This window comes from Marinomonas sp. GJ51-14 (assembly GCF_055808695.1).
Window position 1 is genome coordinate 3,258,949 of sequence record NZ_CM147879.1, and the last position, 22,216, is coordinate 3,281,164.

At 42.4% G+C, this 22,216-nt stretch carries 35 protein-coding genes; 11 read left to right on the forward strand and 24 right to left on the reverse strand.

Going from position 1 to position 22,216, the window contains the following annotated elements; translation table 11 throughout:
- Positions 1-265: 265 nt before the first annotated feature.
- From AC0L3Y_RS15680 to AC0L3Y_RS15725, 10 genes are all read right to left on the reverse strand, one after another.
- Positions 266-436: a hypothetical protein gene (locus tag AC0L3Y_RS15680; protein ID WP_473466015.1), complete on the reverse strand. Its 171-nt coding sequence runs from the start codon at positions 434-436 to the stop codon at positions 266-268.
- Positions 433-951: a hypothetical protein gene (locus AC0L3Y_RS15685; RefSeq protein ID WP_473466018.1), complete on the reverse strand. Its 519-nt coding sequence runs from the start codon at positions 949-951 to the stop codon at positions 433-435. The genes AC0L3Y_RS15680 and AC0L3Y_RS15685 overlap by 4 nt, the downstream gene beginning before the upstream one ends.
- On the reverse strand, positions 948-1,241 hold the full coding sequence (locus AC0L3Y_RS15690) for a phage holin family protein (protein ID WP_473466024.1): 294 nt from the start codon (positions 1,239-1,241) through the stop codon (positions 948-950). The genes AC0L3Y_RS15685 and AC0L3Y_RS15690 overlap by 4 nt, the downstream gene beginning before the upstream one ends.
- Positions 1,242-1,652: 411 nt before the next feature.
- On the reverse strand, positions 1,653-2,201 hold the full coding sequence (locus tag AC0L3Y_RS15695) for a hypothetical protein (protein ID WP_473466028.1): 549 nt from the start codon (positions 2,199-2,201) through the stop codon (positions 1,653-1,655).
- A gap of 295 nt (positions 2,202-2,496) precedes the next feature.
- Entirely contained in the window at positions 2,497-2,739 is a 243-nt protein-coding gene (locus AC0L3Y_RS15700; RefSeq protein WP_473466032.1) for a DUF1496 domain-containing protein, read from the reverse strand.
- Positions 2,740-2,843: 104 nt separating this feature from the next.
- The gene (gene umuC / locus AC0L3Y_RS15705; RefSeq protein ID WP_473466037.1) at positions 2,844-3,995 is read right to left on the reverse strand and encodes a translesion error-prone DNA polymerase V subunit UmuC; all 1,152 of its coding nucleotides are present in this window, start codon (positions 3,993-3,995) and stop codon (positions 2,844-2,846) included.
- A complete protein-coding gene (locus AC0L3Y_RS15710; protein WP_473466040.1) occupies positions 3,982-4,116 on the reverse strand; it encodes a Y-family DNA polymerase in 135 nt (44 codons plus the stop codon). The genes umuC and AC0L3Y_RS15710 overlap by 14 nt, the downstream gene beginning before the upstream one ends.
- Positions 4,116-4,562 (reverse strand): translesion error-prone DNA polymerase V autoproteolytic subunit, encoded by a 447-nt coding sequence (umuD, locus tag AC0L3Y_RS15715; protein ID WP_473466043.1) that lies wholly within the window; start codon positions 4,560-4,562, stop codon positions 4,116-4,118. The genes AC0L3Y_RS15710 and umuD overlap by 1 nt, the downstream gene beginning before the upstream one ends.
- 188 nt (positions 4,563-4,750) lie before the next feature.
- Positions 4,751-5,086, reverse strand: a complete 336-nt coding sequence (locus AC0L3Y_RS15720) for a hypothetical protein (protein ID WP_473466046.1) — start codon at positions 5,084-5,086, stop codon at positions 4,751-4,753.
- Between the two features lie 95 nt (positions 5,087-5,181).
- Entirely contained in the window at positions 5,182-5,739 is a 558-nt protein-coding gene (locus AC0L3Y_RS15725) for a KilA-N domain-containing protein (protein WP_473466049.1), read from the reverse strand.
- A 348-nt stretch (positions 5,740-6,087) separates the two neighbouring features.
- Here AC0L3Y_RS15725 and AC0L3Y_RS15730 point away from each other — a divergent pair, with 348 nt between their 5' ends.
- A complete protein-coding gene (locus tag AC0L3Y_RS15730; protein WP_473466052.1) occupies positions 6,088-6,564 on the forward strand; it encodes a hypothetical protein in 477 nt (158 codons plus the stop codon).
- 145 nt (positions 6,565-6,709) lie between these two features.
- On the opposite strand, the gene AC0L3Y_RS15735 is transcribed toward AC0L3Y_RS15730, so the two are convergent.
- The 11 genes from AC0L3Y_RS15735 to AC0L3Y_RS15785 form a co-directional block, all read right to left on the reverse strand.
- Positions 6,710-7,129 carry a type II toxin-antitoxin system YafO family toxin gene (locus tag AC0L3Y_RS15735; RefSeq protein ID WP_473466055.1) on the reverse strand — a complete coding sequence of 140 codons (420 nt, stop codon included), beginning with the start codon at positions 7,127-7,129 and terminating at the stop codon, positions 6,710-6,712.
- A 1-nt stretch (position 7,130) separates the two neighbouring features.
- Positions 7,131-7,277 (reverse strand): hypothetical protein, encoded by a 147-nt coding sequence (locus tag AC0L3Y_RS15740; protein ID WP_473466058.1) that lies wholly within the window; start codon positions 7,275-7,277, stop codon positions 7,131-7,133.
- Between the two features lie 238 nt (positions 7,278-7,515).
- Positions 7,516-8,136, reverse strand: a complete 621-nt coding sequence (locus AC0L3Y_RS15745; RefSeq protein WP_473466061.1) for a hypothetical protein — start codon at positions 8,134-8,136, stop codon at positions 7,516-7,518.
- Between the two features lie 63 nt (positions 8,137-8,199).
- Positions 8,200-9,378, reverse strand: a complete 1,179-nt coding sequence (locus AC0L3Y_RS15750; RefSeq protein WP_473466064.1) for a tyrosine-type recombinase/integrase — start codon at positions 9,376-9,378, stop codon at positions 8,200-8,202.
- Positions 9,375-9,902, reverse strand: coding sequence for a hypothetical protein (locus AC0L3Y_RS15755; RefSeq protein ID WP_473466067.1), 528 nt, complete (start codon positions 9,900-9,902; stop codon positions 9,375-9,377). The genes AC0L3Y_RS15750 and AC0L3Y_RS15755 overlap by 4 nt, the downstream gene beginning before the upstream one ends.
- Before the next feature lie 57 nt (positions 9,903-9,959).
- Positions 9,960-10,208 carry a hypothetical protein gene (locus AC0L3Y_RS15760; protein WP_473466070.1) on the reverse strand — a complete coding sequence of 83 codons (249 nt, stop codon included), beginning with the start codon at positions 10,206-10,208 and terminating at the stop codon, positions 9,960-9,962.
- Positions 10,205-10,558 carry a hypothetical protein gene (locus AC0L3Y_RS15765; protein ID WP_473466072.1) on the reverse strand — a complete coding sequence of 118 codons (354 nt, stop codon included), beginning with the start codon at positions 10,556-10,558 and terminating at the stop codon, positions 10,205-10,207. Before AC0L3Y_RS15765 ends, AC0L3Y_RS15760 begins: the two co-directional genes overlap by 4 nt.
- A gap of 224 nt (positions 10,559-10,782) precedes the next feature.
- On the reverse strand, positions 10,783-11,310 hold the full coding sequence (locus tag AC0L3Y_RS15770; RefSeq protein ID WP_473466077.1) for a helix-turn-helix domain-containing protein: 528 nt from the start codon (positions 11,308-11,310) through the stop codon (positions 10,783-10,785).
- A 5-nt stretch (positions 11,311-11,315) separates the two neighbouring features.
- The gene (locus AC0L3Y_RS15775; RefSeq protein ID WP_473466081.1) at positions 11,316-11,756 is read right to left on the reverse strand and encodes a phage regulatory CII family protein; all 441 of its coding nucleotides are present in this window, start codon (positions 11,754-11,756) and stop codon (positions 11,316-11,318) included.
- A 282-nt stretch (positions 11,757-12,038) separates the two neighbouring features.
- Positions 12,039-12,326, reverse strand: a complete 288-nt coding sequence (locus AC0L3Y_RS15780; RefSeq protein ID WP_473466084.1) for a hypothetical protein — start codon at positions 12,324-12,326, stop codon at positions 12,039-12,041.
- A 47-nt stretch (positions 12,327-12,373) separates the two neighbouring features.
- Positions 12,374-12,565 (reverse strand): Cro/CI family transcriptional regulator, encoded by a 192-nt coding sequence (locus tag AC0L3Y_RS15785; RefSeq protein ID WP_473466089.1) that lies wholly within the window; start codon positions 12,563-12,565, stop codon positions 12,374-12,376.
- Between the two features lie 86 nt (positions 12,566-12,651).
- Between AC0L3Y_RS15785 and AC0L3Y_RS15790 the strand changes: the two genes are divergently transcribed.
- The 6 genes from AC0L3Y_RS15790 (at position 12,652) to AC0L3Y_RS15815 (ending at position 15,950) form a co-directional block, all read left to right on the forward strand.
- Complete coding sequence (locus AC0L3Y_RS15790; RefSeq protein WP_473466093.1) at positions 12,652-13,305, forward strand: LexA family protein; 654 nt, start codon at positions 12,652-12,654, stop codon at positions 13,303-13,305.
- A gap of 297 nt (positions 13,306-13,602) precedes the next feature.
- Positions 13,603-14,217, forward strand: a complete 615-nt coding sequence (locus AC0L3Y_RS15795; RefSeq protein ID WP_473466097.1) for a hypothetical protein — start codon at positions 13,603-13,605, stop codon at positions 14,215-14,217.
- Complete coding sequence (locus tag AC0L3Y_RS15800; RefSeq protein ID WP_473466102.1) at positions 14,189-14,632, forward strand: hypothetical protein; 444 nt, start codon at positions 14,189-14,191, stop codon at positions 14,630-14,632. The genes AC0L3Y_RS15795 and AC0L3Y_RS15800 overlap by 29 nt, the downstream gene beginning before the upstream one ends.
- Before the next feature lie 163 nt (positions 14,633-14,795).
- On the forward strand, positions 14,796-15,101 hold the full coding sequence (csrA, locus tag AC0L3Y_RS15805; protein WP_473466105.1) for a carbon storage regulator CsrA: 306 nt from the start codon (positions 14,796-14,798) through the stop codon (positions 15,099-15,101).
- Between the two features lie 10 nt (positions 15,102-15,111).
- Positions 15,112-15,576: a hypothetical protein gene (locus AC0L3Y_RS15810; protein WP_473466111.1), complete on the forward strand. Its 465-nt coding sequence runs from the start codon at positions 15,112-15,114 to the stop codon at positions 15,574-15,576.
- An 11-nt stretch (positions 15,577-15,587) separates the two neighbouring features.
- Positions 15,588-15,950, forward strand: a complete 363-nt coding sequence (locus tag AC0L3Y_RS15815) for a pyocin activator PrtN family protein (protein ID WP_473466116.1) — start codon at positions 15,588-15,590, stop codon at positions 15,948-15,950.
- Here the strand turns inward: AC0L3Y_RS15815 and AC0L3Y_RS15820 are convergent.
- Together AC0L3Y_RS15820 and AC0L3Y_RS15825 are read right to left on the reverse strand one after the other, a co-directional pair.
- The gene (locus AC0L3Y_RS15820; protein ID WP_473466121.1) at positions 15,937-16,422 is read right to left on the reverse strand and encodes a site-specific integrase; all 486 of its coding nucleotides are present in this window, start codon (positions 16,420-16,422) and stop codon (positions 15,937-15,939) included. The two genes, AC0L3Y_RS15815 and AC0L3Y_RS15820, sit on opposite strands and share 14 nt — an antisense overlap.
- 17 nt (positions 16,423-16,439) lie before the next feature.
- Positions 16,440-17,078: a hypothetical protein gene (locus AC0L3Y_RS15825; RefSeq protein ID WP_473466126.1), complete on the reverse strand. Its 639-nt coding sequence runs from the start codon at positions 17,076-17,078 to the stop codon at positions 16,440-16,442.
- A 155-nt stretch (positions 17,079-17,233) separates the two neighbouring features.
- Here AC0L3Y_RS15825 and dusA point away from each other — a divergent pair, with 155 nt between their 5' ends.
- From dusA to AC0L3Y_RS15845, 4 genes are all read left to right on the forward strand, one after another.
- Positions 17,234-18,271: a tRNA dihydrouridine(20/20a) synthase DusA gene (gene dusA, locus AC0L3Y_RS15830; protein WP_473466130.1), complete on the forward strand. Its 1,038-nt coding sequence runs from the start codon at positions 17,234-17,236 to the stop codon at positions 18,269-18,271.
- 5 nt (positions 18,272-18,276) lie between these two features.
- The gene (gene tal, locus AC0L3Y_RS15835) at positions 18,277-19,227 is read left to right on the forward strand and encodes a transaldolase (protein ID WP_473466133.1); all 951 of its coding nucleotides are present in this window, start codon (positions 18,277-18,279) and stop codon (positions 19,225-19,227) included.
- Between the two features lie 103 nt (positions 19,228-19,330).
- On the forward strand, positions 19,331-19,843 hold the full coding sequence (locus tag AC0L3Y_RS15840) for a sugar O-acetyltransferase (RefSeq protein WP_473466136.1): 513 nt from the start codon (positions 19,331-19,333) through the stop codon (positions 19,841-19,843).
- A gap of 260 nt (positions 19,844-20,103) precedes the next feature.
- Positions 20,104-21,222, forward strand: coding sequence for a PQQ-dependent sugar dehydrogenase (locus tag AC0L3Y_RS15845; protein ID WP_473466140.1), 1,119 nt, complete (start codon positions 20,104-20,106; stop codon positions 21,220-21,222).
- A gap of 123 nt (positions 21,223-21,345) precedes the next feature.
- On the opposite strand, the gene AC0L3Y_RS15850 is transcribed toward AC0L3Y_RS15845, so the two are convergent.
- Positions 21,346-22,200 carry an MlaA family lipoprotein gene (locus AC0L3Y_RS15850; protein WP_473466144.1) on the reverse strand — a complete coding sequence of 285 codons (855 nt, stop codon included), beginning with the start codon at positions 22,198-22,200 and terminating at the stop codon, positions 21,346-21,348.
- Positions 22,201-22,216: the final 16 nt, after the last annotated feature.

Genomic DNA, 22,216 nt, shown 5'->3' on the forward strand with positions numbered 1-22,216 from the left:
TGGGAATGGGTAATAGAAGCTAATTTCTGAAAAATTTCTGTGACCCCGCGAGTCTTCTACCCGCAGAAAAAAGGGCCCTATAGAGAGTACCTTTTCCTTGTAAATCAATAGGATATAAACAATCAATAAAATTAACCAATTGATCAGCATTAAGCTAAAAACAGACCTTTTTTGCCACTTTTCAGTAAAAAAGCATAATGAGCGGTTTTGTCATAAAAATTGAGCTACTTTTAACACAGTAAAAATGATGATTTATTACTGAAATTTACGACTCATTGAGAGCTTTTTTAATTTCAACCATGAGCTTATCGTCAAGAGTATTGCTGCTCTTTTTTGTCAGTGATTCGGCCACATGTAAGAAGACAGCGATCAACACCTTTTCGGTGACTAATTTCGTTAATAATGTCTTTAAAATGGCTAAGAAAATTGTACTCATAGGTATTGCTCCTTATCGATTCCATACAGCTCGAATGGAAAATGGTTAATGAACTCTTCAACAGTGCCGGCACCGTGAATCGTGTTGTAGTGATCTTTCCAATACTGACCCAAAGCCCTGATATTGTGGGCTTCTGGCAGTGCTTGAGGCTTTCGGTAATAGTGAACACGGCACATAGCAATGGCGTATCTGAGATTCCAAATCAGCGCAACATGATCAGGCCAGCCATTCTGCTCATAGCATTCATCTACACTGTCTGAGGTCATCATCAGCAACGAATGCTTTATGGCTCGTTTATATTTGATGAAGTTGATCCACAGGTCTTTGTGTGTTGCTGGCTCCATCTGAATGAGTCCAAGTGCTGGCCCATTAGCCAATTGCTTCAAATACGAACCGTGTGACTCTTGAGCAATCGTCCCCAGCACAAGCTGTTCAGCGGCTAATGAATACATTCCTAACTGCTGTAATGCAGGTATGACAACGTACTCACGCAATTGAGATAAATTTAAACTCATGACAAGCCCCGCTTAAATCGATTAATAAAGAGTTTGATTGCTTCATCACCCATCAGCCCGGCAACACCTGCCATAAAGCCAGTCATCGGCCCGCCTATATTGAGAGATGCACAAAGAAAGAATGTGAGCATGCCCAAGAAACCGCCTGTAAACACAGCGATAAGCATGTGAATCAATGAGAACTTCTTAGCTTTATGTTGGAAATCACGAAGATATTTCACAGCACCACCCATCAGCCCCACAAGGACGAACGCAGCTGTTTGAAGTAGCTCATCCGGTAGGAATTTCATAACGTGCGTCCAATCTAGAAACAAAAAAGCCCCGCAATCAGCGAGGCCCAGAAATGACAAAGCCCCGCATCAGCGAGGCTCTATATGTTTGTTGTGTTGCCGTTAGATACAAAACTAACAGTATGGAGAAACTTTAACGGCTAACTCCCGCCTTCGCAAGCCTCGCGCGTGTATTTATCGAATGTCGTTCTCTCCTTACGAAAGCGACATTTTACACATAGAGCCTTGTTTTTATTGAGCTACAGCAAAGCACATTAACAACTCAATGGCGGCATGTTGGCGGTAAATCACAAGTCTTTTTCAATGAAAACGTTTTGTTCAGGCACAAAAAAACCACCCGAAGGTGGCTTCTTAGGCGATCATAAGGTCGTCTTTTTTAAAAAGATAATTTGATAAGTTCTTACAAAAACTCTACGGCTTTTCTAAGTTTTCAATATCCTCTGCGATCATTTCTGCTACTCCTTCAATAAGCGCATCTTCATCAGACTTCTCTCTCATTGAGTAACTGCCGATCTTAAGTTTCATCATCATATTCCCAACATATTCCAAACCGGACCGACTTTTATCAGTTAAAACCTTACTTCCATCTTTAACGGTGATTGTATAACTAATGCGAGGACCACGAAGTGAGTCAGTAGGAAACGGGGTACTATCAGCACCGAATTGTCTATGGTATGTTATTTCAATACTCAACGAGTTTTGAGTATTGTCCAATGTTAATAAATTGTCTTCTTGTAAGTGTTTTATAAGAGTATCTTCAAAGATTTTTTGCACTTCTTCTTCTTTATAATACTCAATATCTGGCGTTACAGACTCGGTTAACGTAAGAGATATATTCTCAACATAAAGCTGATCTGTTGTCTTAATCATCGGCGTACCGCCGAAATAAATAGTACCACAACCAACCAGTCCAACTGCCAACAAAGAACAGGTAACAATTTTCAACATTAATTTATGCATTGATTTTTCCTTTTATCAATTTTTCAAGACCTGATATCCCGACAATGGATTTCACCGAGCCAAGTAAATATTAAATTAAGAAGACAGAAAGAACAATTTATAAAGTGTCGTTCTCTTCTTATGAAAGCGACATTTTATAGTTAAAGCCTTGTATTTATTGGGCTGGAGCAAAACACCTTAACAACTCAATGGCGGCCTGTTGGCGGTAAATCACAGATGTTTTTTGATGAAAACGTTTTATTCAGGCATAAAAAAACCACCCGAAGGTGGTTTTTTTATAATCTAACTTTTGAAACTAAGCCCAATGAGCAGTTTTAAATATAGTGTCACGATAAATACCACTAGATTTATTTTCAGTTTTTTCAGGCATAATACAAGTTAATTTAGTTTTCCCTGACTGGACAGTTGCACCAATGCTGAATAGCTGACCGTTATAAATACAAAGTGACTTTGTATCAAACTGTCCGATACTAGATTGATCAGCTAACACACCAAAAGAAGATACTGCAGCAACCACTAACACAATTTTCTTCAACATAAACTATCCTTAATTAAGCTATTGGAATGTGTGACCACTCACACATTACTGTATATACATACAGTAGCCGTATTTTTCAAGGCCAATCCGATATTTTTTTAATATCACCAAACCTTTGGCAGTTCTCCCCATCTGGTCGTGTAGGCTGGGGATAGATGTTCTCGTTTCATGGACCATTGTGGTGAGACACCTTGTGAGGCGAAGAAGACGTTGCCGAGGCCGCTGTGGTTGATGGTGTCGACCACTTTCATCAGTGCTTTGGCGTTCGGTTTGGTGCTATCGGATCGGAACAGGTCTTGTTGATACATGCCGTGTTCATAGAAGTCTGTCAGCATGACGCCGCCTTTCATATAACGAAAGCCAGCGCGCCAAATACGCTGAAACAAGACATCAGCCACGTTTAACAAATCCCGCGTATCATCAGTTGGGTTGGGTAATTCGGCAGAAAAGGAATTGGCGTAATGAGGTTCACCCTTGGCATGTGGGCTGGTGCGAATAAACACACTCACCACACGGCATAAGCGCTGTTCGCCTCGTAATTTCTCTGCGGCTCTGGTCGTGTACTTTGCGATTGCTTCCCGTAGTTCTTGTTGCTCTGTAATACGACGGCCAAACGAGCGACTGCAAATAATCTGCTGTTTAATCGGCCTAACGCTTTCTAAATCCAAACACGAGACACCGTTTAACTCTCGCACGGTTCGTTCCAGCACAACCGAAAACTCACTCCGAATTGCTTTAGCATCCGCATCAGCCAAATCCAACGCGGTATGAATGTTACGAGTTCGCAGTTTTTCCGAAATACGACGACCCACGCCCCACACATCGCCCACATCAACCAAAGCCAAAAGCCGACGCTGGCGTGCTCGATCCATCAGGTTCACCACGCCGCCTGTCTTGTCGTATTTCTTCGCTGCATGGTTCGCTAACTTTGCCAGCGTTTTCGACGGAGCAATTCCCACACAAACTGGAATACCGGTGAACTGATCAATCTTGCGTTTCACCTGCTGACCAAACGCCAACAAATCCACCACATTATCCACGCCCGTTAAATCTAAAAACGCCTCATCAATGGAATACACTTCCACCCTGGGCGCTTCTTCTTCCAACAGCGTCATCACCCGATTAGACATATCCGCATACAGCGCATAATTAGATGAAAAACACACAATGCCGTGACGCGCGATTTCATCTCGTAGTGTAAAAATGGGGCCACCCATTTTAATGCCCAGCGCCTTCACTTCTTTAGAGCAGCGCAATCACACAGCCATCGTTATTCGACAGCACAATCACTGGCTTATGTTTTAAGTCTGGCCGAAACAACTTTTCGCAACTCGCGTAAAAGTTATTGCAATCCACCAACGCAAACACCGTTTCCATTAATGGTGTTTTAACTGACGAAACACACTGGTCACCACGCCAAACACCTCGAACTCGGATTCCTCCGTAATCGGGATCGGCTTATAGGCTTTATTCTTAGGACGAAGCAACACCTCTGGCTTTAACTCCAACGTCTTCACCGTCATTTCACCATGAACACTCGCAATGATAATATCGCCATGCTTAGCCGTAAGTGAACGATCCACCACCAACACATCGCCAGAATTAATCCCTGCATCTATCATAGACTCCCCCTGTGCTCGCACAAAAAAGGTAGACATAGGACGAGGAATACAAAGCTCATTCAAATCCAACGCTCGCTCAACAAAATCCTGAGCAGGCGAAGGAAACCCAGCCGACACAGACTCCACATAAAGCGGAATCCGCACACTGTTCGCATCAATAAAAGATTGGGACTGAGACACCCCAAGATAAGTCACTCGCATAGTTACACCTAAAATACTGTATATTCATACAGTATAGTTTTAACTATCACGAATGACCAAGTGAAATTTTGTAAGAGGTAAGATTTCCGTTTTTCCGACCAGAAATGAGGTGCGACCTGATAGGCTCAAAATGAAATTTTTATATGACCACCAACATCATAATAAAATTTCTGCTTTAAACTACAATATCAAAATGGCCGATTTTCAACATCATGCATACAGTGCTGACAATATAAATCACCAAGCTCTACTTCTCTTAAATATGCATTTTCAAGGTCATCTATATGAATGCCCCCCTCGCAATGACCACTACATTTAACATTAACTAAATGAAGAACATCTTTCTCATATCTATAGATTTGTTTCTTAGTAAGGTTATCCAGTGTTCGCTCACCTACTATTTGACGAGATATACCTCGAGCACTATCACCCTCAATCATACCGCACTCAAGCAAATGCGCTAAAACTGATGCAAGTGCGTCTCTAGAAGATTGTTGCTCCATATATTCAACAATTGAACTCATAAGCTACTCTCCATACTAAATTTAGGGTTATTTAATCTTATACCACTACATACCAGATTTAAAAGGGGCATTTCGCCCCTTGTTCCTTCTCTGTTCTACCCTTCCCCGAAGTGTCGGCCTGTGGCGTTTTTGACGCGTTCGATGGTTTGGTCGACCCATGCGGGGTTGGTTTGGAGTTTGGCGATTTGTTGTTGGTAGCCGCGGATAGTTTGGACCATGTTCATTATCTCGCTGGCGGGTACAACGACTATGTTTTCTGTGATTCCCAAGGATTGGGCGATGTCGTTGATGAGTTTCAGTTTTTCATCGTCTTGGATGGGCGCGGGTAAGCTTTGTTGGACAGGTTCTTGTTCTGGTGTTTGTTGGGCTTGGTCGAAGGCGCGGATGACTTCTAGGTTGAACTTCGGGCTGATCCACATGGCATAGGCGTAAACCAGTTCTTTGCAAACATAGGTTCCAACGCCCTGTTTTGCTTTGATAGCCGGAATCCCGTCTATTTCAATTTCAGCTATCAACTCTTTCGTTTGTTGATTATTCAAAAAGTAATTTGGACGATGCTTGCTCTCTGCGCCAGCAGCTTTATGAAGATCATTAAGGGAATACAATCCGTCGAGTATGCGGATGTCTTTTGAAGAGATAATTAAATGAGCCATCTATGGCCTCCTTTGGTCTGGTTAAACCACCAAATGAGGTTGCAATCTCAATAAGGTGGTGGATCTAAATCAGGTTGCAACAACCGCCCAAAGGCACGGCCCAACCGAAGTTGGCCTGAAGCAGACCCACCATAACAGGCGAATCTCGGCCACAAAAAAACACGCGGTGCGTGTTTTAGGCCGCTTTGGTAAAACGGGGTTGCAATCCCGACACTGGATTTTGCCAGTGCAAGGAAATAGTAGTTTATGAATAAACTAACTTCAAGCATTAAGCCTATTAAATTAATTGGTGTATATTTAACGGCATTAAATTAAAGCAAACTATTGAACAGAAAAGGTATGTAGAACATGAATATCAAGGATGTAGAGTGGTGGGTATGTAGTGCTTTTATCATCATTATTAGCTATACACTAGGAACACTCACAGGCTTACCAACATGGTCAGCTACTGATACCAAGTTATCCATTTTTTCTAGTATCGCTACTAGTATCGCAGGAATAGCCACAGCATTTGCAGCCTTCTATGCTTATAGATCTTTCCAGTCATGGGAAGAGAGAGTAAAAAAACAGCATCTCTTAGAAAATAAAGTAGCCGCTATCAAAGAACTTAGCTTATGCTATGAAATGTGTATGTCCAACCTTAGTATTTATCTCTCAAAACTAGAAGGGCTAGAGCTTCATCTAAAAGAGGTAAATGGAATTCACAATGAAGTCACAACGGCCAAGCAAAAAGAATTAGCAAAAAATCGAGAAAAAGTTTTTGAACATCAACATAAATATAAGTCTATTTTTTCTTTTCTCAGTCCTTTTTTAAAGAACCGATAATTACAAGGTACTCACCAGATGCAATAGAAGAGCATTTGAAAATCACATCGGGCCTAGCCCAAAGCTGCTCCCCTTGGGCAATGATCCAGCAAAAGTATGTTGTTCAAGGAACGAATGAAATATTAGCTCTATATGAAAACCAAAACTAAACAACATCGTCCAGCTTGCCATTGATCCAAGGCTCGACGAATTGAATATAAAGAGTGGTTAGAGAAGACCGCCATTCAGCATCATTATGTGCATCAGGGCCTATTATGGTTAATAGTAAGTATTTATCGTCAAGATCATCATAGGCATAAATGAGCCAGTAATCGTTCTCAGGCTCTCCCACTTTAGTCGTTCTATAACGAACCTGATCTACTCTGGGGTAACGCCTTGACCACTCTTTAGCGAGTTTTTCAGTAACTGCGAGGTGGATATGATGTACTGTAGGGTGGCTTAGTTCTGCATCCCGACCAAAATAATCAGGAAGCCTGCCATAAAGCTTATAGGACTCAAATGAGTTTTTGTGAAGTTCCCAGTTATCAGCTAATCTGAATAAGGAAGTACATTGAACAACAGGCAAGCTAACCCTTAGCTAATTGCTCTTTGGAGGTAGGAAAAGAGCCATGTTTCTTGAAGTAAGCAAACGCAGCATTGCCAACGGCAGCAGCAGACTTAACGTCTTTCGCGGTCGCTTGTGGCTTTTGATGACTTGCTTTAGGTAATGGCATAACGTTTATCTCTCAACTATTTACTCTTTGACGGTACCGTCAATACATATAATAGTTAAGCTAGATTAACTATTATAATTGTATATATGTATTAATATGATTGAAGTGATTAATAATGTATTAATATATCCTCCCTCCATTTACCTAACGCTTTGCGCATCTGTTCTCTCGAATGGGTGTGCATGTAGCGTTTGTCCAGTCCATCCCGTTCGTGGTTGATACTTACAAAGCCAATATCTTAACTTTCATTTTTCTCATGGTCATAAATTGCAAATCTCACATTGGGGCAATCATATGGTATCAATTGATTACTACTATTTCTTTTGACAACCTGTAAATTCATTGACTTCATGCTAACTTGATACTGTGGGTTATAAAACAAATAAGCTTCTTTATGAAACCCCACATCCCCTTCAAGTATCATCGGGTTCCAATTTATTGGTATGTTCAATTTATTAATCCAATACTTTATAGCTTCTTTAGATACTTCCATAAAGTCTAATACACCGTCAGTTGCATGGTTCGTACTTAAAATATTTCGGATAAACCTAAAATCATCATTTTTATCACACTCAAACTGTGAACCTACAGAAAATGAATTGTCACGAGCTGGGTTTCTAAGCTTTCCATGTTTCCATGCATCAGCTACATCAGACATTATGCGGTTTTCGATTGATTCATTATCTACTGCTGTTCGACTAAACTCTGCAACTTCTACTTGATGCTTAATTGAGACACTTAATGATCCAGCCATACGAGTCACATCAGAAATTTCAGGCTGAAACACATATCGTTTCGCAAGTAGTGAATTGAGTTCATCCCACGGTTTAACGATATTTGTCAGAAATACAACAGTCATAGTTTAAGCCTCAATATTTAAACAACACTAATTCTCGAATCTAATTATCCTTACCAATTGATCTTAGTAGGTTTTTTTATTTTCACAAGCTTGATTTAGTTTAATTTCCCACTCCCCTAGCGCTTTGCGCATCTGTTCTCTGGAATGGGTGTGCATGTAGCGTTTGTCCAATCCGTCCCGTTCGTGGTTGAGTAGCATTTCCCCTATTACCCAGTCGATGCCCATGTCTTGCCAGCTGTCGCGGGCGAGTTTGCGTATGTCGTGACTAGTGAATTTGATGCCGACGTGGTCACTCAGGCTTTGGTACCAACGCTCTACAGTGCGTTTCGCCATGGGTTTGTCACCTTTCACGCTGAACACGTAGTCGCCTCGTTTCGGTAAGGTGTTGATTAGGTCCATGGCGTGTTGGGTGATGGGCAAGCGGTGCTCGGTGCCATTTTTGGTGTTCTCTGCAGGTATGTACCATTCCAACGCGCTGGACGAAAAGTGCTTCCATTCGGCAAGGCAGGTTTCGCCTATGCGGGTGCCGTGGAGCAGTTGCGTCATGAAGAAGATTCGACGCGCTGTGCTTTGCTTATTAATGGCCGCCAGTAACACGGGTAAATCGTGAGGCTTGAGTCGCCCTGGTTGGCTGTCGGGTTGGGTCGTGGTGAAGCTGGTTAGAGTAATGCTTTTGGTGGGATTATTGGCAATCAGGCCCAATTCATTGGCGCGGCTACAGGCGGTTTTCAGTACGCCAAGCACGCCTTTAATGGTGGACAGGGCGTACTCGCTTTGCATGGGCATGTAGAGTTGTTTGTATAGGAAGGTTTTGTCTATGTCGTTGAGCTGCACGCTGTCCAGTAGGCTTAGTAAATGGTTGCCAATGTAACTGGACGCGGTGGAGACGTAGGAATCAGAAAAGGTGTTGTCTGCGTCAATGTGCTGCATGAACCACATTAACACCTCGCCCCCTGTTTGGTAGGTGGAGACTGTTAAACTCGCGTTCCGATCCGCCAAGGCGTTGGCACGAATGGCGGGGAGTTCAGCAAACAGCCGTTTCGCAGTCACCGCTGGCCATTTGGCAAGCTTAGTGCGCTGGCGTTTCTTGCCTTTGTAAACCACATCGTAAAAGGTGCCGCCGGTTCTCGCAGCGTTAATGTGAAACTCCACACGACGGGAATCGTAAAGATAACGAACGTCTGTTTTTAATGCTGCCTTGATGTACGCATCACTGATGTTCTTCGTGGTGCGTCGAGTCATAGCATCGCCTTTAATTGGTCTTCTGTGATCCGTGCCGCCAGTTCGTTTTGTAGCTTGAGCAAGAAGCGTTTGCGCCCTTCTGCTACGTTGTTACTAAAGGTTTTTTCGCTGAGTGTGGCGTGTGCAGGGCCAAGTCGCAATTCTGCTGCGAACGCTGGCAAATTGGCCGCGATACGCCCATTCGATAAGGGTTTGCCTTTGATGGTTTTACGCCCTTCTGCCAATACCGCCGCGAGCAAGCAAAGCAATTGCATGCGTGATAAGTCACTAAAGAGCCATGAAAAGCCTTTGTCTTTCGCGGCTAACGCACGGATTTGTCGAATCATCGCCGCATTACTGTCACCGCCGCCAGCAAAGGTTTGGGTAACGCCAGACTCGACCGCTTCACAAATACGCCCTGTATTACCAACGCCAGACCAACCCGCATCGGCAGAACTAGAAATCAGATAGTTTATGTGGTCGTTCACAATCCGCCATCCTAGCGCCCCTAATGTGTTGGGCTTGGTTCGGTTTAGCCAGCGCATGTTTATTCTTTCCTATTTAAAACGTGGTCGGTTGGTTTGAAACCTTGTTAGTATTTCTCAAACACCCACAGGCCGTGGGTGTACATTTTTCATAATTTCAGCGATTCGAATGGGATTGGTGATTTGATCCCATTCATGAAACTCAAAATCCACTAATTCCCATAAACCTTCATCATTCACTTTTAGAAAGGTGTAAGCTCCCTTAAAAAAGTAAATGTAATTACAGTCACTTGGTGTATCACTCCAGCTTGCGGTGACCTCAGAGCCATCTTCAAAGTGATAGCGAATTAAGTTTTCTATGATCATGTCGCGCCCCTTAACAAATTTTTTAACTGACAAACTCTTTCGCGACCGATCACTCGACGACGCAGTAATTCGCTTTCGCTGATCTTCTCGCCGTATTTTTGAGCCTCAATCACGTCTCGTTTGAATCGTTCACCACGCAACCATGCTCTGCAAACGTCTCTGTATGCCTTGGCAAAAGCGCGCTTGCCTGCTCCGGTGTCACGGCGTCGCAGCTTAGAAAAACTGACTCGTCGCCCTGCTTCGTAGACCGTGTCATGACTTGGTTTCCAATGGGCTAAGTCATGGGCATGGTTGGCGGCTTCGAAGTACGCCGCGTCTGTGGTTGGGAATTCATCAAACAAATCGTTCATGGCTCGCTCCTACCAATCGGTGTCGTGAATGTTCGTCAAAGAATCGCTTACTTGCTGCTTGGCCGTGCTAGGCGGCGCAGGTCGTGATACGGAAAACTTCATGGAATTACGCATCCACGTTCGCCATGCGGCCACCCAATCCGCCATGGTCGAGCCTTTCGCCCGGTGATAGTCCAAGAAATTATTGGTTTCCGTGCGCCAGTCGGTCGTGATCTGATTCGCACTCAGCCAATCCAGCATTCGTTGATCGACCAGAAATTCATCCGGTACGCCAGAAGCACGTTTTGGTTTTTGGGTTTGGGCGGAACGACCAAAGATTCATTGACTGGTTCATTGACTGGTTCAAGAGAGTGACTGGTTCTGGGTGCAGCATTTGCACCACCCCCTGGTGCAGCATTTGCACTAGGGGGTGCAGCATTTGCACCACCTAGTGCATCTCCTGCACCATGGGGTGCAGGATTTGCACCCCCATTGTTTACTGGCTTTGCGTCGAAATTAAGAACATAAACATTCGAAGAGTTGCCTTTCACACCCTTTCGAGTCGTTTTTTTCAGGTAGCCCGATTCAATTAATTTATCAATATGGCAAATCGCTGTACGCTTCCCAATTTCACACTGGTCAGCAATGTACTGGTAACTTGGCCAACACTCACCTTGATCGTTTGCATTGTCTGCAAGCTTCAGCAAAACCAACTTACGAAGTGGATTACCCACCTTCGTTTTCATCGCCTTAACCATCAATTCCATACTCATGGCAGCTAACCTTTAATCTGTTTCATGCTGTGCTCAAGCACAGACTCACGGAGCGCCATAAGCGACTCGATCGCTTCGGTAATTTCCCGTTGGCATTTTTCCTGCTCACGCATGGTCATCTTTCCGTCTGCCATGGCTTTATGAATCATCGCCAACACATCGCCGTGCTCTTTACCGGCATTCAACACAGATTCAAGAATGCCTAACGTCTCAACCTTTTTCGTTTTGATGCTGAGTTCCATCCCCATGGCGCGATAGATTGAGTGATTCCCTGTAATCAACTGAATCGCCACCGCTTCACGCAACGTCATCTTGTGTGTTTCCGTTTGCGGGTTGGCTTTATTAATGAGCACCTGATGCCCTACTCCCAATAAAGACGATATTTCCTTGGCTGACATATCCGAGTTATGAACCGTGTCGTAAAGGGCTTGGTCGATGTGATCCATTGTTTTCTCCTGATAAATACAAACGTGTGCCGCACTTGAATCCACGTTTTTAATGTTCTAAATTCGTTATTCCGTGACTTACAAAAGCAAGGAAAGCGCATGAATATTGTGATTCTTAAAAAGATCGGAGAGAGCGAGCACGTCAGCAAACGAATCTCTGGCATTTCTGGCCCTGTGCCCCGCTTCTTAGAAGTGATTAATCTTCCTGAAGAAGAACGGGAACTAAATGCACCGGATGGCTTCATTGTTGCCGCCGTCACCTACGACTTAATAAATAACGAGCTAATCCCTACGGTTCATTGCAATGTGTTCCTTGGTGAGGATTCCATCCCAGATGTGATCGAAGACACGAGGCGTTATGTACTGAAAAGAAAGCCCTTCAAGAACTGACTCGGCAATCTTATGCGTATCAACAAGATGGCGGAATAACTCTGTACCGTCTAAGTTCGCGTGATTAAGTGAGCCCATAGATGCCTCACAAGCTTTCTTAAGCTCATTTAAGTCACCAACTACTCTCGCGATATCAGGCAGTGGGCGGATATTTCGGCTTCTAATTTTGTGTGTACTCATTGTTTTCTCCTGAAATAACTAAACGTGTTCTATTTAAAAATCGTCCGCTAAGCTGATTTGGTATAAAGCGCTGGGTCGTACTTCAAAGCGCCATCGGTCAGCTTTTCAATTCGGAGGGCTTGCACCTCAGGGATAACATCGCCCCATTGAGAGACATAACCACGACTTAGGTTTAGTGCCTTTGCTGTCTTCAATTGGTTTCCGTAATAATCAACTACTGTTTTTTTGAGCATCATCATGTCCTTTTTTCTTAACCTTAAAGGTTCGTTTTTACATACATTACATGTATGTAAAAATAAACTCAAGTTAGTTTAGTATTCTAAACATGGAAATTTCAGACCGAATCAGACAAAAAATGACGGAGCACAATTTAAAAGCCGTCAACATAGCTAAAGCCACAGGAGCCTCTAAGGCTACCGTTAGTCAGTGGCTCAACGGAATTAACTCACCTGGTGGAAAGTTCATAGTTCCTTTAACCAAGATACTTAACTGTGATTCAAATTGGCTATTCACAGGCATAGGAAGTCATTCTCTAGAAACAAGAGAAAGCAACTTGACTCTTGCCCCTATCCAAAACAACACAAGAAAACTACCAGTAATTAGCCATGTACAAGCTGGCGAGTGGACAGAAGCAATTGACTACCGAACTTTAGGTGATGAAATTGATTGGGAAGAAGCTCCAGCCAACGTAAGTGAAAACTCTTTTTGGTTGAAGGTTGTTGGCGATAGCATGACTACAACTTCTGGAATTAGTGTTCCAGAAGGACATCTGATCTTAGTAGATCCTAGTATTCAAGCGGAAAATGGTGACTTAGTTGTCGCAAAGTTAGAAGGTACTGATGAAGTAACGTTTAAAAAACTATTCATTGATGCTGGGCAAAAATATTTAAAACCACTAAATCCTAACTACCGACCTCTTGAAATAAATGGCAATTGCCGAATTGTTGGGGTTGTCAAAGAGGCCAAGGTTAAGTTTTAGTAATAAACATTGATTCAAGGATGATAAATTGTCTAACGTATTCGAACTATTCCGATACCACCTCCTTCCACAAGATAGGTTTGCTCAGGCCGATGCTCTTGAGGATTTTCTAAGTCTCGATGAATTAATCAAAAAAAGAATCATCTATTCTATCTATCAATTAAGTCCATACTAAAAAGCTCCCCTGATATTAAGGGACTGAAAACAAAACTACTTTTCGACGATGGAGAGTTTCTAGTTATCAGGATTGCACGCGAGAAACTTATTCATCGCGAAAAAGACTTTCAAGGTGAACTATTGGATGATTGGCCCTCAACCATCATGATTATATGGAATGCACCAAATAAACAAATAATCGCAGTAAAAAAGAGAAGTCGCGCTTTTTCTGAGTGTCGAGTTGCTGTTGGGACCATTATCAAACATATCAATAAAAGACTAAAAACCAAAAACCTAAGTGCTGAATGGGAACCACAGTTTGAAAGTAACGAGTTCTGGGAGATGGTAAAGCTTCATGACCACAAAATTAAAAAAGCAGAATTTCAATTCATTACACCTAACATGGCGAATCTTACAGCAGACCTTTCGGAAGAACTGAAAGATCTCTCCAAAGTTACTAATTCTCATCGCAGTTCTTTGAGTCTAGAGTCTGATAACGGGGCGACACTAAAACTAGACAAAGAAAACAAAACCATCGGAAATCTAGTGGACTATTTAAGTAAAGGCGGAGGTAACATAAAACTAAAAATTGTAGGCTTGACAAGCAAAGTTAGTACTGCTGATACTATAAAAGAGACGGTGATTGATGAGTTTGAACTTGAGGCTCCGATTCAACGACCAGAGGACTTGGTCGAAATTATTGATGCTCTAAAAGGCCATATAGACGATGAAAGCAATACTAAGCCAAGCTCTTAAAGCCATTGCCATTGGGTTTCTGATGAAACTTTTTTCAGATTGGCTTAATACAGATTACTTAGACAAATTCTTCGCGAATAATCTGATCACGATCCTTGTTGCACTACTAGCGATTAATACGACAACTCTAAGTATTACCTTAACGAAAATTCGAGAATTGACTGATCAGCATGGGGGTGGTAACTTTTTTGCCAAGACAAAAGCCAACATGCTTTTGACCATAAAAGAACAAATTACTCTAATTGTGCTTGCAATCATCTTTCTGTCAGCAAAGGATTCTATCCTGATAGCTCAGACTGAAAATATGCCATTGCTGTTAGATACGCTAACATTCGCTGTTTTTTCATATGCTTTGATGACCCTTTACGATACCGCTAAATGTGTATTCTTAATTATAGATTACAAACCTAATTGATTACGTCTCCCTTAAATTAAGCCCGCTAAATATTGCGGGCTTTTTTTTGCCTAAAATTCCCTCCAAAACATTTTTGTTTATTTTTACGAACAAAACATTGACATCATTTGGTTTGTTTTACTAAACTATTTAGATCGTAAACCTAAACCAAAGGATAGGAATCATGTTAATACTCACTCGACGCATCGGCGAATCCATCAACATTGGCGACAACATCCAAATCACAGTATCAGGCATTAAAGGCAACTCTGTTCGAATTCGTACCGCTACCCCTGAATTACTTACTCTCACACGAAAGCTTGGCGAAAGCATAAAAATTGGCAACAACATCACAGTCTCAATACTAAGTGTAAAAGGCATGCAGGTTCGCTTAGGAATCAAAGCACCAAGAGATATCACCGTTCACCGCGAAGAAATCTATCTTCGCATCCAAGCTGAAAACGAAAAACAAGACGCCAAAGTCGCTTAAGGAGAGAGAAATGAACACAGAATCAATAAGCTGGCACCGTGACCAAATCGCAGGATATGACGATAAGAGCAACCCAATTACAGTAGGTGAACTTCTTAGAACGTTAAAAGGCTATGAGCAGCTTGCTTGCATCGCTTCGATGTCTAGCAGCATGCGAGATAACTTAGCCCGTGCCGCTGCAGAGAACTATCGAGTAAAAATCCAAAACGAACACCAACACCGCACAATTCGTTCGCTAGAAGATCAGCTTAATACCTCGTATACGAGAATCAGCACCTTACTCGCAGAACACTCAAGCATTGAAAGTAGCAAAGCGCTGGAAGTACTCGCCATCTACGCCGAGCCAAAACACTGGCGCAATCCATATAACCAACACGGCGAATTAGACACACAACAAAGAAGCGTATTCGCCAAAGGCTACCACGGATTTGAACTGGCCATGTCAGTCATAAAAGACAAACAACACGCCGCTTAAGGAGAAGGATAATGAGCTCTAAAACACTATTTTTATTAATGGCAGAGTTTGAGGGTCGTGCAGCGGTCAAACTTGAAGAAGCACTTCACTACACAAACTTCAAAACATTGGCTGAAGCCAACAAAGCAGCCAATGCAGGTGAACTAATGATTCCTGTGTTTAGAATGGCTCAGTCTCAAAAGAGCCCCTATATCGTCCACTTAGAAGACTTAGCAGAAGCATTAGACAAAGCAAGACAAGAAGCAAAAGAAAGAGCACTACTACTAAGTGGCAGAGCTCATGCCGTAATCAAACAACCAAAGAAAATCATGACAGAACAATCTGGACCACTACGACGTGGCCGACGCAATCAACGAGAGGCTATATCGGCTTAACCAAGCCAGCCTCTCCAAGGTCTTTAACAGGTTCAAAATCCGCATATTTATCAAACTTCTCAAGCTTGTTTAAGTGGGTATAGCGAGAAAGATTACTCCAAGAACGATGCCCTGAAATCATACTAACTTGTGGAATGGTATACCCAAGCTCAAATAAGTGACTAACACCTTCATGGCGCAAATCATGAAATGTTAAATCGGCAATCTTGAACTCTTTACAAGCTCGACGGAACGCAGAACCGATAGTCGTTTCAGCATAAGGAAAAACCCTCGATTCCCCTTCTATCCTAGGCTGCCTCTTTATAATTTCAACTGCACGATTAGGAAGGTGCAATGTCATATTATTACCTTTCTTTTTTCGTGGATGCTTCATATCTTTTACTTCAATCATCCCCGTTTCGAGATCAACATCTTCCCACTCAATACGACAAATTTCGCCTAATCGTCTCGTAGAAAAAATAGCAAAAAGCACAACCTCATCTAATGGTGTTAAAAAAGGGGTAAGCCTTCCTCTTCCATTTTTTCTCTGTGTATATAATTACAAATATTACTTATTTCTTCGAGCAATGGCCTCCGTGTTCTAGGTATAGAGCGATCAATAACCCCCATCCTGGAACCTAAACCTGCGGCATCTTCAATTTCCTGCAAATCAATTGGAAGCGACCATGCAACCCTTGCGTATTTAGCCAATACACGAATGTAGTTAATGTCTTGCAGTACCGTTACAGGCTTAGCGCCATCATCATGATAACGTTTACGAAGATATTCCATTAAACCAGCAGAGGTCATTTCAGATAAAGAAATCTCTTTTAAAATAGGCTCCTTACTCATGAGTATCATAGTGCCACGCTTAGTTTTACCAAGTGGATTAGGCGCGTCTTCATGCTCCGAGACATAACGAGCCATACCCTCAGCAATAGAAAGCTGAACGAGAGATTTACCACTATCAAGCTTACGCTTTACTTCCGCTTCACGATTATTTGCCCACAACTCAGCGGCTTTCTGCGCACCCTTCCCTTCAAATTTTTCACTTTCGCTAAACACAATTTGACCAGATTTCTTAAAACGAATCTGAGCATAAACCACCAAAGTTCCGTCTTTCTTTTGCCTCTTCCTAAAACTAGCCATACCATGAACCTGTAATTTTATGACATAATTAAATAATGAGTTTACAACTGCATTATTCGGTAACAAAAAACAGCCAGTGCTAAAAAAAATTTTTAGCACTTTTTTAGCACTGAGCCACCTAAAACGCCATATTTTAACCAAAAATGACAATATAAATGCGAAATAACATCAATGACATTATAGGCTCCAGCCCAGTAGAATCAAGGGATTCAGTGGATAGACGCTTCAGCATAGCACCCATGATGGAGTGGACCACATCCGATTACCGAGTTTTCGCGAGAACATTAACCAAGCAAACCCTGCTTTATACTGAGATGGTAACGTCCAGTGCCTTGTTACTCGGCAATCATCCAGAGCGTTTTTTACGCTACGATGAATGTGAGCACCCTCTTGCTTTGCAGCTTGGTGGTTCTGATGCGAAAGATTTAGGCAAGTGCGCAAAAATGGCGGAGCAAAATGGTTTCGATGAAATCAATCTAAACGTCGGTTGTCCAAGTGATCGTGTTCAAAACAGTTTGATTGGTGCCTGCTTGATGGCGCATCCTGAAAAAGTCAAAGATGCGATGAAGGCGATGCAAGACGCTTGTGGTTTGCCTGTAACCATTAAGCACCGTATTGGTTTGGATGATGAAGATTCCTACGATTTTGTCCGTGACTTTGTGGGTGAAATAGCTACGACTGGCGTAACGACTTTTATAGTTCATGCTCGTAATGCGATTTTGCAAGGTCTAAGCCCGAAGGAGAACCGTGAGGTGCCTCCGCTTAAATATCATTATGTGCATCAATTAAAACAAGACTTTCCTGACCTTGAAATCATTATTAATGGTGGCATTAAAACCATAGCAGAGAGTCAAGAGCAGTTAACCAAAGTAGACGGTGTCATGATGGGCCGCGAGGCGTATCACAACCCTTGGTTATTAAGCCAAGTAGATGAACAATTATTTGGGGGTCAAACCCTTGTTACCGATCGCTATGCGGCGTTGGAAGCGTTCGTTCCTTACGTGGAACGTAAATTAGAGGAAGGTGAGCGACTTATGCACCTGACTCGACATATTTTGGGTATTTTCCAAGGAGAAGCCGGCGGCAAACAGTTTCGTCGTTATCTTTCTGAAAATGGTCATAAAGCCGACGCAAAAATACATGTATTATTAGAGGCCATTGATTTGGTCAAACATCATCAACGCAAAGGATAAGAGCAATGAGCAACAAGTTATCTCAATTAAAAGAGTTCACAACCATTGTGGCCGATACCGGTGATATCACAGCGATTAAAGACTTTTTACCAGAAGATGCAACGACTAACCCGTCTTTGATGTTAAAAGCAGCACAAATCCCTGAATATGCTCCTTTCCTAGAACAAGCGGTTGCTTGGGCGAAAACCCAGAGCAATGACAAAGAACAACAAATCCTAGACGCTGGTGACAAGCTAGCGGTGATTGTTGGTACTGAAATTCTTAAATACGTTCCAGGCCGTATTTCTACAGAAGTGGATGCCCGTTTGTCTTTTGATAAAGACGCTACATTGGCGAAAGCTCGTAAACTGATTGCTCTTTATGAAGAAGCTGGCGTAACTCGTGATCGAGTATTGATCAAAGCGGCTTCTACTTGGGAAGGAATCAAAGCAGCAGAAGAGCTAGAAAAAGAAGGCATCAACTGCAACCTAACTTTGTTGTTCTCTTTTGCTCAAGCGCAAGCCTGTGCTGAAGCGGGTGTTTACCTGATCTCGCCTTTTGTTGGTCGTATCCTTGATTGGTACAAAAAATCCACTGGCCAAGAATACACAGCAGAAACAGACCCTGGTGTGGTTTCTGTGACCGAGATCTACAACTACTACAAAGAGCACGGCTACAAAACAGTGGTTATGGGCGCGAGCTTCCGTAACCTTGGCGAAATCGAGCAGCTTGCTGGTTGTGATCGTCTAACCATTAGCCCGAACCTGCTTGAAGAGTTGAAGAAAGACGAAGGCAAACTTGAACGTAAATTGATTCCAGCAACTAATGTAAAAGCAGCACCTGCTGCCATTACTGAAGCTGGCTTCCGTTGGGCAATGAACGAAGATGCTATGGCAACTGAGAAACTGTCTGAAGGCATCCGTAACTTTGCTGTTGATCAGCGTAAGTTAGAAGTGACTTTGGCTTCTATGCTGTAAGCTTAGCTTTCATTAAGAAGTGCTATTTATATAAAAACGCGACCTAGGTCGCGTTTTCTATTTTTACTTCAATTGTTTATTTATAAGCGAGTAATAAGTACCCATGACTGAATTCGAAAAAATGATCCGTGGTGAATCTTTTAATGGTATCGACACCGACCTACGCTTACGTAGAGAAGCGGCTCGCCTTGCTTGTGCGAAGTTTAACGCGCATCCGAGTAAGGGAAACTTGCGCCATGTTACTCGACTTTTTGCCGAATTTGGTAGTCTGGTGATTGAACCGGGGTTTCAATGTGACTATGGCTCTCAAATTCACATTGGCGAAAACGTCTACATTAATTTCCATTGCGTCTTTTTAGATAGCGCTGCGATTCATATTGGTGACAATGTTCTGATTGGCCCAGGGGCTCATTTGTATACGGTAGATCATCCAAGAGAAGCCAACTTACGCACCGCTGGTGAATGCTTCTCTCGCCCCATCACAGTTGGCAATAATGTTTGGATCGGAGGTGGCGCTAAAATTTTACCCGGCATCACAATTGGCGATAACGCCATTATTGCAGCTAATGCAGTTGTGACTCGAAATGTACAAGAAAACGAGCGTTATTTCGGATAACTTTGATCCTATTTCTTGTCCCCTTTTCAACTATTTTCCATCTCATTTTATTTGTTATTTTCCTGTCATTTCTCTTATAGTTTTTTTTGCAAGATAGACTCAAAACTACGTATTTTTGCTCCTTAATGAACGCTTATTTGAATACTTCATTCAACTAGGTAAGTAATCTGCAATTGCAAAGGAAGTCCTACCCTACACCCTATTTTCTCTGTGTTTTTCGCTATACTAGAGGCATAAACATTCGCGGGAGAGGTCGCCTTATGAAAAATTGGATACTATTTTTAGCAAGCCTCATGGTGCTAAATGCTAACGCCTCAAATGCTGTCATTGTTGATAATTCACTGAATATTAAACAAGTAACGCAATTTGATGGCACGCCATGGGGTATTGCGTTACTTAATGATCAAGAAGCCATTGTCACCATACAAAAAGGTGACGCTTATCGAGTTAATTTAACCAGTGGGGAAAAGCAACGCCTTACCGGATTGCCAAATGTTGATAGTAAAGGTCAAGGTGGTTTATTGGATGTCGCAAAATCACCAGAATTCGATAAACAACCATGGTTGTATTTCACTTATGTGAAATCGTCTGATGAAGGTTCACGCACAACATTAGCAAGAGCCATTTTAGTCAATAACGATTTGACACAGTGGGAAGACCTGTTAGTGACTGAATCTGCATCGCCGTACACAAAGCACTATGGCGGTCGTATTGCTTTTGATGACAAAGGACATGTGTTTTTCTCTATCGGTGATAGAGGTGTTCGAGAAAACGCTCAGGACTTAACCAATCATGCGGGTTCTATTATTCGTTTAAGTTTGAACGGCCAAGTGCCTGCTGATAACCCGTTTGTTTCACATGCCAATATCAAAAATGAAATATGGAGTTATGGACACAGAAACCCTCAAGGCTTGTTTTATGATCAAAATACTCAAACACTTTGGTCAAACGAACATGGTCCAAAAGGTGGTGATGAAATAAACCTGATTCGCCCTGCTGCTAACTATGGCTGGCCAATTGTTTCCTATGGCAAAGAATATTCAGGCGCAGCGAGTATTGGTGAGGGCAAAACAAAAGACGGCATAGACAACCCAGCTAAGGTATTTATTCCTTCTATTGCACCTAGCAGTTTACTTCGTTATCAAGGCATGTTGTTTTCCAATTGGAATGGAGATTTTCTTTCAACTGCGTTGGCGTTAAGACATTTAAATAAGGTCAAAGTTGCCGCTAACGGCGATACGACAGAAACTCGATATTTAGAGAATCTAGCTGAACGTCTTCGTTCTATTGCACAAGATTCAGAAGGTGCGCTTTATATTGGTACAGATTCAGGAAAGCTTCTCAAAATAACACTGACGGTGCAGGCATCGCTTAAATAAATATCCGAACAAATAATAGATTGAGGAAGCAACAAAAAAGGGCTTATTTGAAGTGACCCCCAATAGTTGGACAACCAACATTGGGGGTTCTTTTTATGTCAAAGTACAGTCGCACTTTCTAAATTATTCAGCCCAACTGTCAGCTGAATCATCTCCCCAGGAATCATCGGACTCGTCTCCCCAAGAGTCATCAGACGAATCTTCTTCGCCCCAGCTATCATCATCGAAGCTGTCATCTTCAAAGCTTTCGTCACTAAAGTTTTGATCGTCACTTTTTTGTTTTTCTGGAATATTTCCATCGTACACTTCATGGGCACGAGATTGTAAATACACATCTCGAATAAAGCTGTATCTATCACCAACAATAAAAGATTCAGCACTTAGTAAACGCGCACGAGTGTCAACAACGTCTAATGCAAGTGTGCCAAGATACTCTTCATACGTTAAGTCCAACAACAAATCTTCGCCACTATCATAGGCGGTATAATCCACCACCAAACCAGCACCGTCACGTAAAGTAGAAGGACCAAAGAAAGGCAACATCAAATAAGGCCCAGATGATACCCCCCAATACCCTAACGTTTGTCCAAAGTCTTCATCGTACTCTTTTAAACCAAGCTCGCTTGCCACATCAAAAATACCAAACCAACCTGCGGTACTATTAATAATGAAACGCCAAGTTGATGATGCAGTGCCATCCCACTTGCCTTGCAATAGATTATTCGTAATGTTGCCTATTTCACCAAGGTTAGAGAAAAAATTACTCACGCCTTTTTGCACAGGTGTTGGGGTAACGGCTTTATAACCTTTTGCGATCGGCTTCAAAATCGCGCCATCTAATGTGTCATTAAATGTCAGCATGGATCGATTAAACCCTTCCCAGGGATCTTCTTTGGTTTCTACTGGCACATGCGCACAAGATTGCACAAGCAGTAACATAGAACCAAACAGTAAAGTACCTATTACTTTTTTAAACATCTTCACTATCCTTAAC

What these genes read in the sequence shown, in the direction of transcription:
- csrA (WP_473466105.1), top strand. Translation starts at nt 14,796, where the DNA reads ATGTTAATACTCACTCGACGCATCGGCGAATCCATCAACATTGGCGAC.
- AC0L3Y_RS15740 (WP_473466058.1), bottom strand. Translation starts at nt 7,277, where the DNA reads ATGCCATTACCTAAAGCAAGTCATCAAAAGCCACAAGCGACCGCGAAA.
- AC0L3Y_RS15775 (WP_473466081.1), bottom strand. Translation starts at nt 11,756, where the DNA reads ATGGATCACATCGACCAAGCCCTTTACGACACGGTTCATAACTCGGAT.
- AC0L3Y_RS15790 (WP_473466093.1), top strand. Translation starts at nt 12,652, where the DNA reads ATGGAAATTTCAGACCGAATCAGACAAAAAATGACGGAGCACAATTTA.
- tal (WP_473466133.1), top strand. Translation starts at nt 18,277, where the DNA reads ATGAGCAACAAGTTATCTCAATTAAAAGAGTTCACAACCATTGTGGCC.
- AC0L3Y_RS15750 (WP_473466064.1), bottom strand. Translation starts at nt 9,378, where the DNA reads ATGACTCGACGCACCACGAAGAACATCAGTGATGCGTACATCAAGGCA.
- AC0L3Y_RS15725 (WP_473466049.1), bottom strand. Translation starts at nt 5,739, where the DNA reads ATGGCTCATTTAATTATCTCTTCAAAAGACATCCGCATACTCGACGGA.
- AC0L3Y_RS15680 (WP_473466015.1), bottom strand. Translation starts at nt 436, where the DNA reads ATGAGTACAATTTTCTTAGCCATTTTAAAGACATTATTAACGAAATTA.
- AC0L3Y_RS15745 (WP_473466061.1), bottom strand. Translation starts at nt 8,136, where the DNA reads ATGACTGTTGTATTTCTGACAAATATCGTTAAACCGTGGGATGAACTC.
- AC0L3Y_RS15825 (WP_473466126.1), bottom strand. Translation starts at nt 17,078, where the DNA reads ATGGCTAGTTTTAGGAAGAGGCAAAAGAAAGACGGAACTTTGGTGGTT.
- AC0L3Y_RS15755 (WP_473466067.1), bottom strand. Translation starts at nt 9,902, where the DNA reads ATGCGCTGGCTAAACCGAACCAAGCCCAACACATTAGGGGCGCTAGGA.
- AC0L3Y_RS15780 (WP_473466084.1), bottom strand. Translation starts at nt 12,326, where the DNA reads ATGAGTACACACAAAATTAGAAGCCGAAATATCCGCCCACTGCCTGAT.
- AC0L3Y_RS15815 (WP_473466116.1), top strand. Translation starts at nt 15,588, where the DNA reads ATGAGCTCTAAAACACTATTTTTATTAATGGCAGAGTTTGAGGGTCGT.
- AC0L3Y_RS15770 (WP_473466077.1), bottom strand. Translation starts at nt 11,310, where the DNA reads ATGAGTATGGAATTGATGGTTAAGGCGATGAAAACGAAGGTGGGTAAT.
- AC0L3Y_RS15695 (WP_473466028.1), bottom strand. Translation starts at nt 2,201, where the DNA reads ATGCATAAATTAATGTTGAAAATTGTTACCTGTTCTTTGTTGGCAGTT.
- AC0L3Y_RS15810 (WP_473466111.1), top strand. Translation starts at nt 15,112, where the DNA reads ATGAACACAGAATCAATAAGCTGGCACCGTGACCAAATCGCAGGATAT.
- AC0L3Y_RS15720 (WP_473466046.1), bottom strand. Translation starts at nt 5,086, where the DNA reads ATGAGTTCAATTGTTGAATATATGGAGCAACAATCTTCTAGAGACGCA.
- AC0L3Y_RS15845 (WP_473466140.1), top strand. Translation starts at nt 20,104, where the DNA reads ATGAAAAATTGGATACTATTTTTAGCAAGCCTCATGGTGCTAAATGCT.
- AC0L3Y_RS15730 (WP_473466052.1), top strand. Translation starts at nt 6,088, where the DNA reads ATGAATATCAAGGATGTAGAGTGGTGGGTATGTAGTGCTTTTATCATC.
- AC0L3Y_RS15850 (WP_473466144.1), bottom strand. Translation starts at nt 22,200, where the DNA reads ATGTTTAAAAAAGTAATAGGTACTTTACTGTTTGGTTCTATGTTACTG.
- AC0L3Y_RS15710 (WP_473466040.1), bottom strand. Translation starts at nt 4,116, where the DNA reads ATGGAAACGGTGTTTGCGTTGGTGGATTGCAATAACTTTTACGCGAGT.
- AC0L3Y_RS15760 (WP_473466070.1), bottom strand. Translation starts at nt 10,208, where the DNA reads ATGATCATAGAAAACTTAATTCGCTATCACTTTGAAGATGGCTCTGAG.
- AC0L3Y_RS15700 (WP_473466032.1), bottom strand. Translation starts at nt 2,739, where the DNA reads ATGTTGAAGAAAATTGTGTTAGTGGTTGCTGCAGTATCTTCTTTTGGT.
- AC0L3Y_RS15690 (WP_473466024.1), bottom strand. Translation starts at nt 1,241, where the DNA reads ATGAAATTCCTACCGGATGAGCTACTTCAAACAGCTGCGTTCGTCCTT.
- dusA (WP_473466130.1), top strand. Translation starts at nt 17,234, where the DNA reads ATGCGAAATAACATCAATGACATTATAGGCTCCAGCCCAGTAGAATCA.
- AC0L3Y_RS15685 (WP_473466018.1), bottom strand. Translation starts at nt 951, where the DNA reads ATGAGTTTAAATTTATCTCAATTGCGTGAGTACGTTGTCATACCTGCA.
- umuD (WP_473466043.1), bottom strand. Translation starts at nt 4,562, where the DNA reads ATGCGAGTGACTTATCTTGGGGTGTCTCAGTCCCAATCTTTTATTGAT.
- AC0L3Y_RS15800 (WP_473466102.1), top strand. Translation starts at nt 14,189, where the DNA reads ATGAAAGCAATACTAAGCCAAGCTCTTAAAGCCATTGCCATTGGGTTT.
- AC0L3Y_RS15840 (WP_473466136.1), top strand. Translation starts at nt 19,331, where the DNA reads ATGACTGAATTCGAAAAAATGATCCGTGGTGAATCTTTTAATGGTATC.
- AC0L3Y_RS15785 (WP_473466089.1), bottom strand. Translation starts at nt 12,565, where the DNA reads ATGATGATGCTCAAAAAAACAGTAGTTGATTATTACGGAAACCAATTG.
- AC0L3Y_RS15765 (WP_473466072.1), bottom strand. Translation starts at nt 10,558, where the DNA reads ATGAACGATTTGTTTGATGAATTCCCAACCACAGACGCGGCGTACTTC.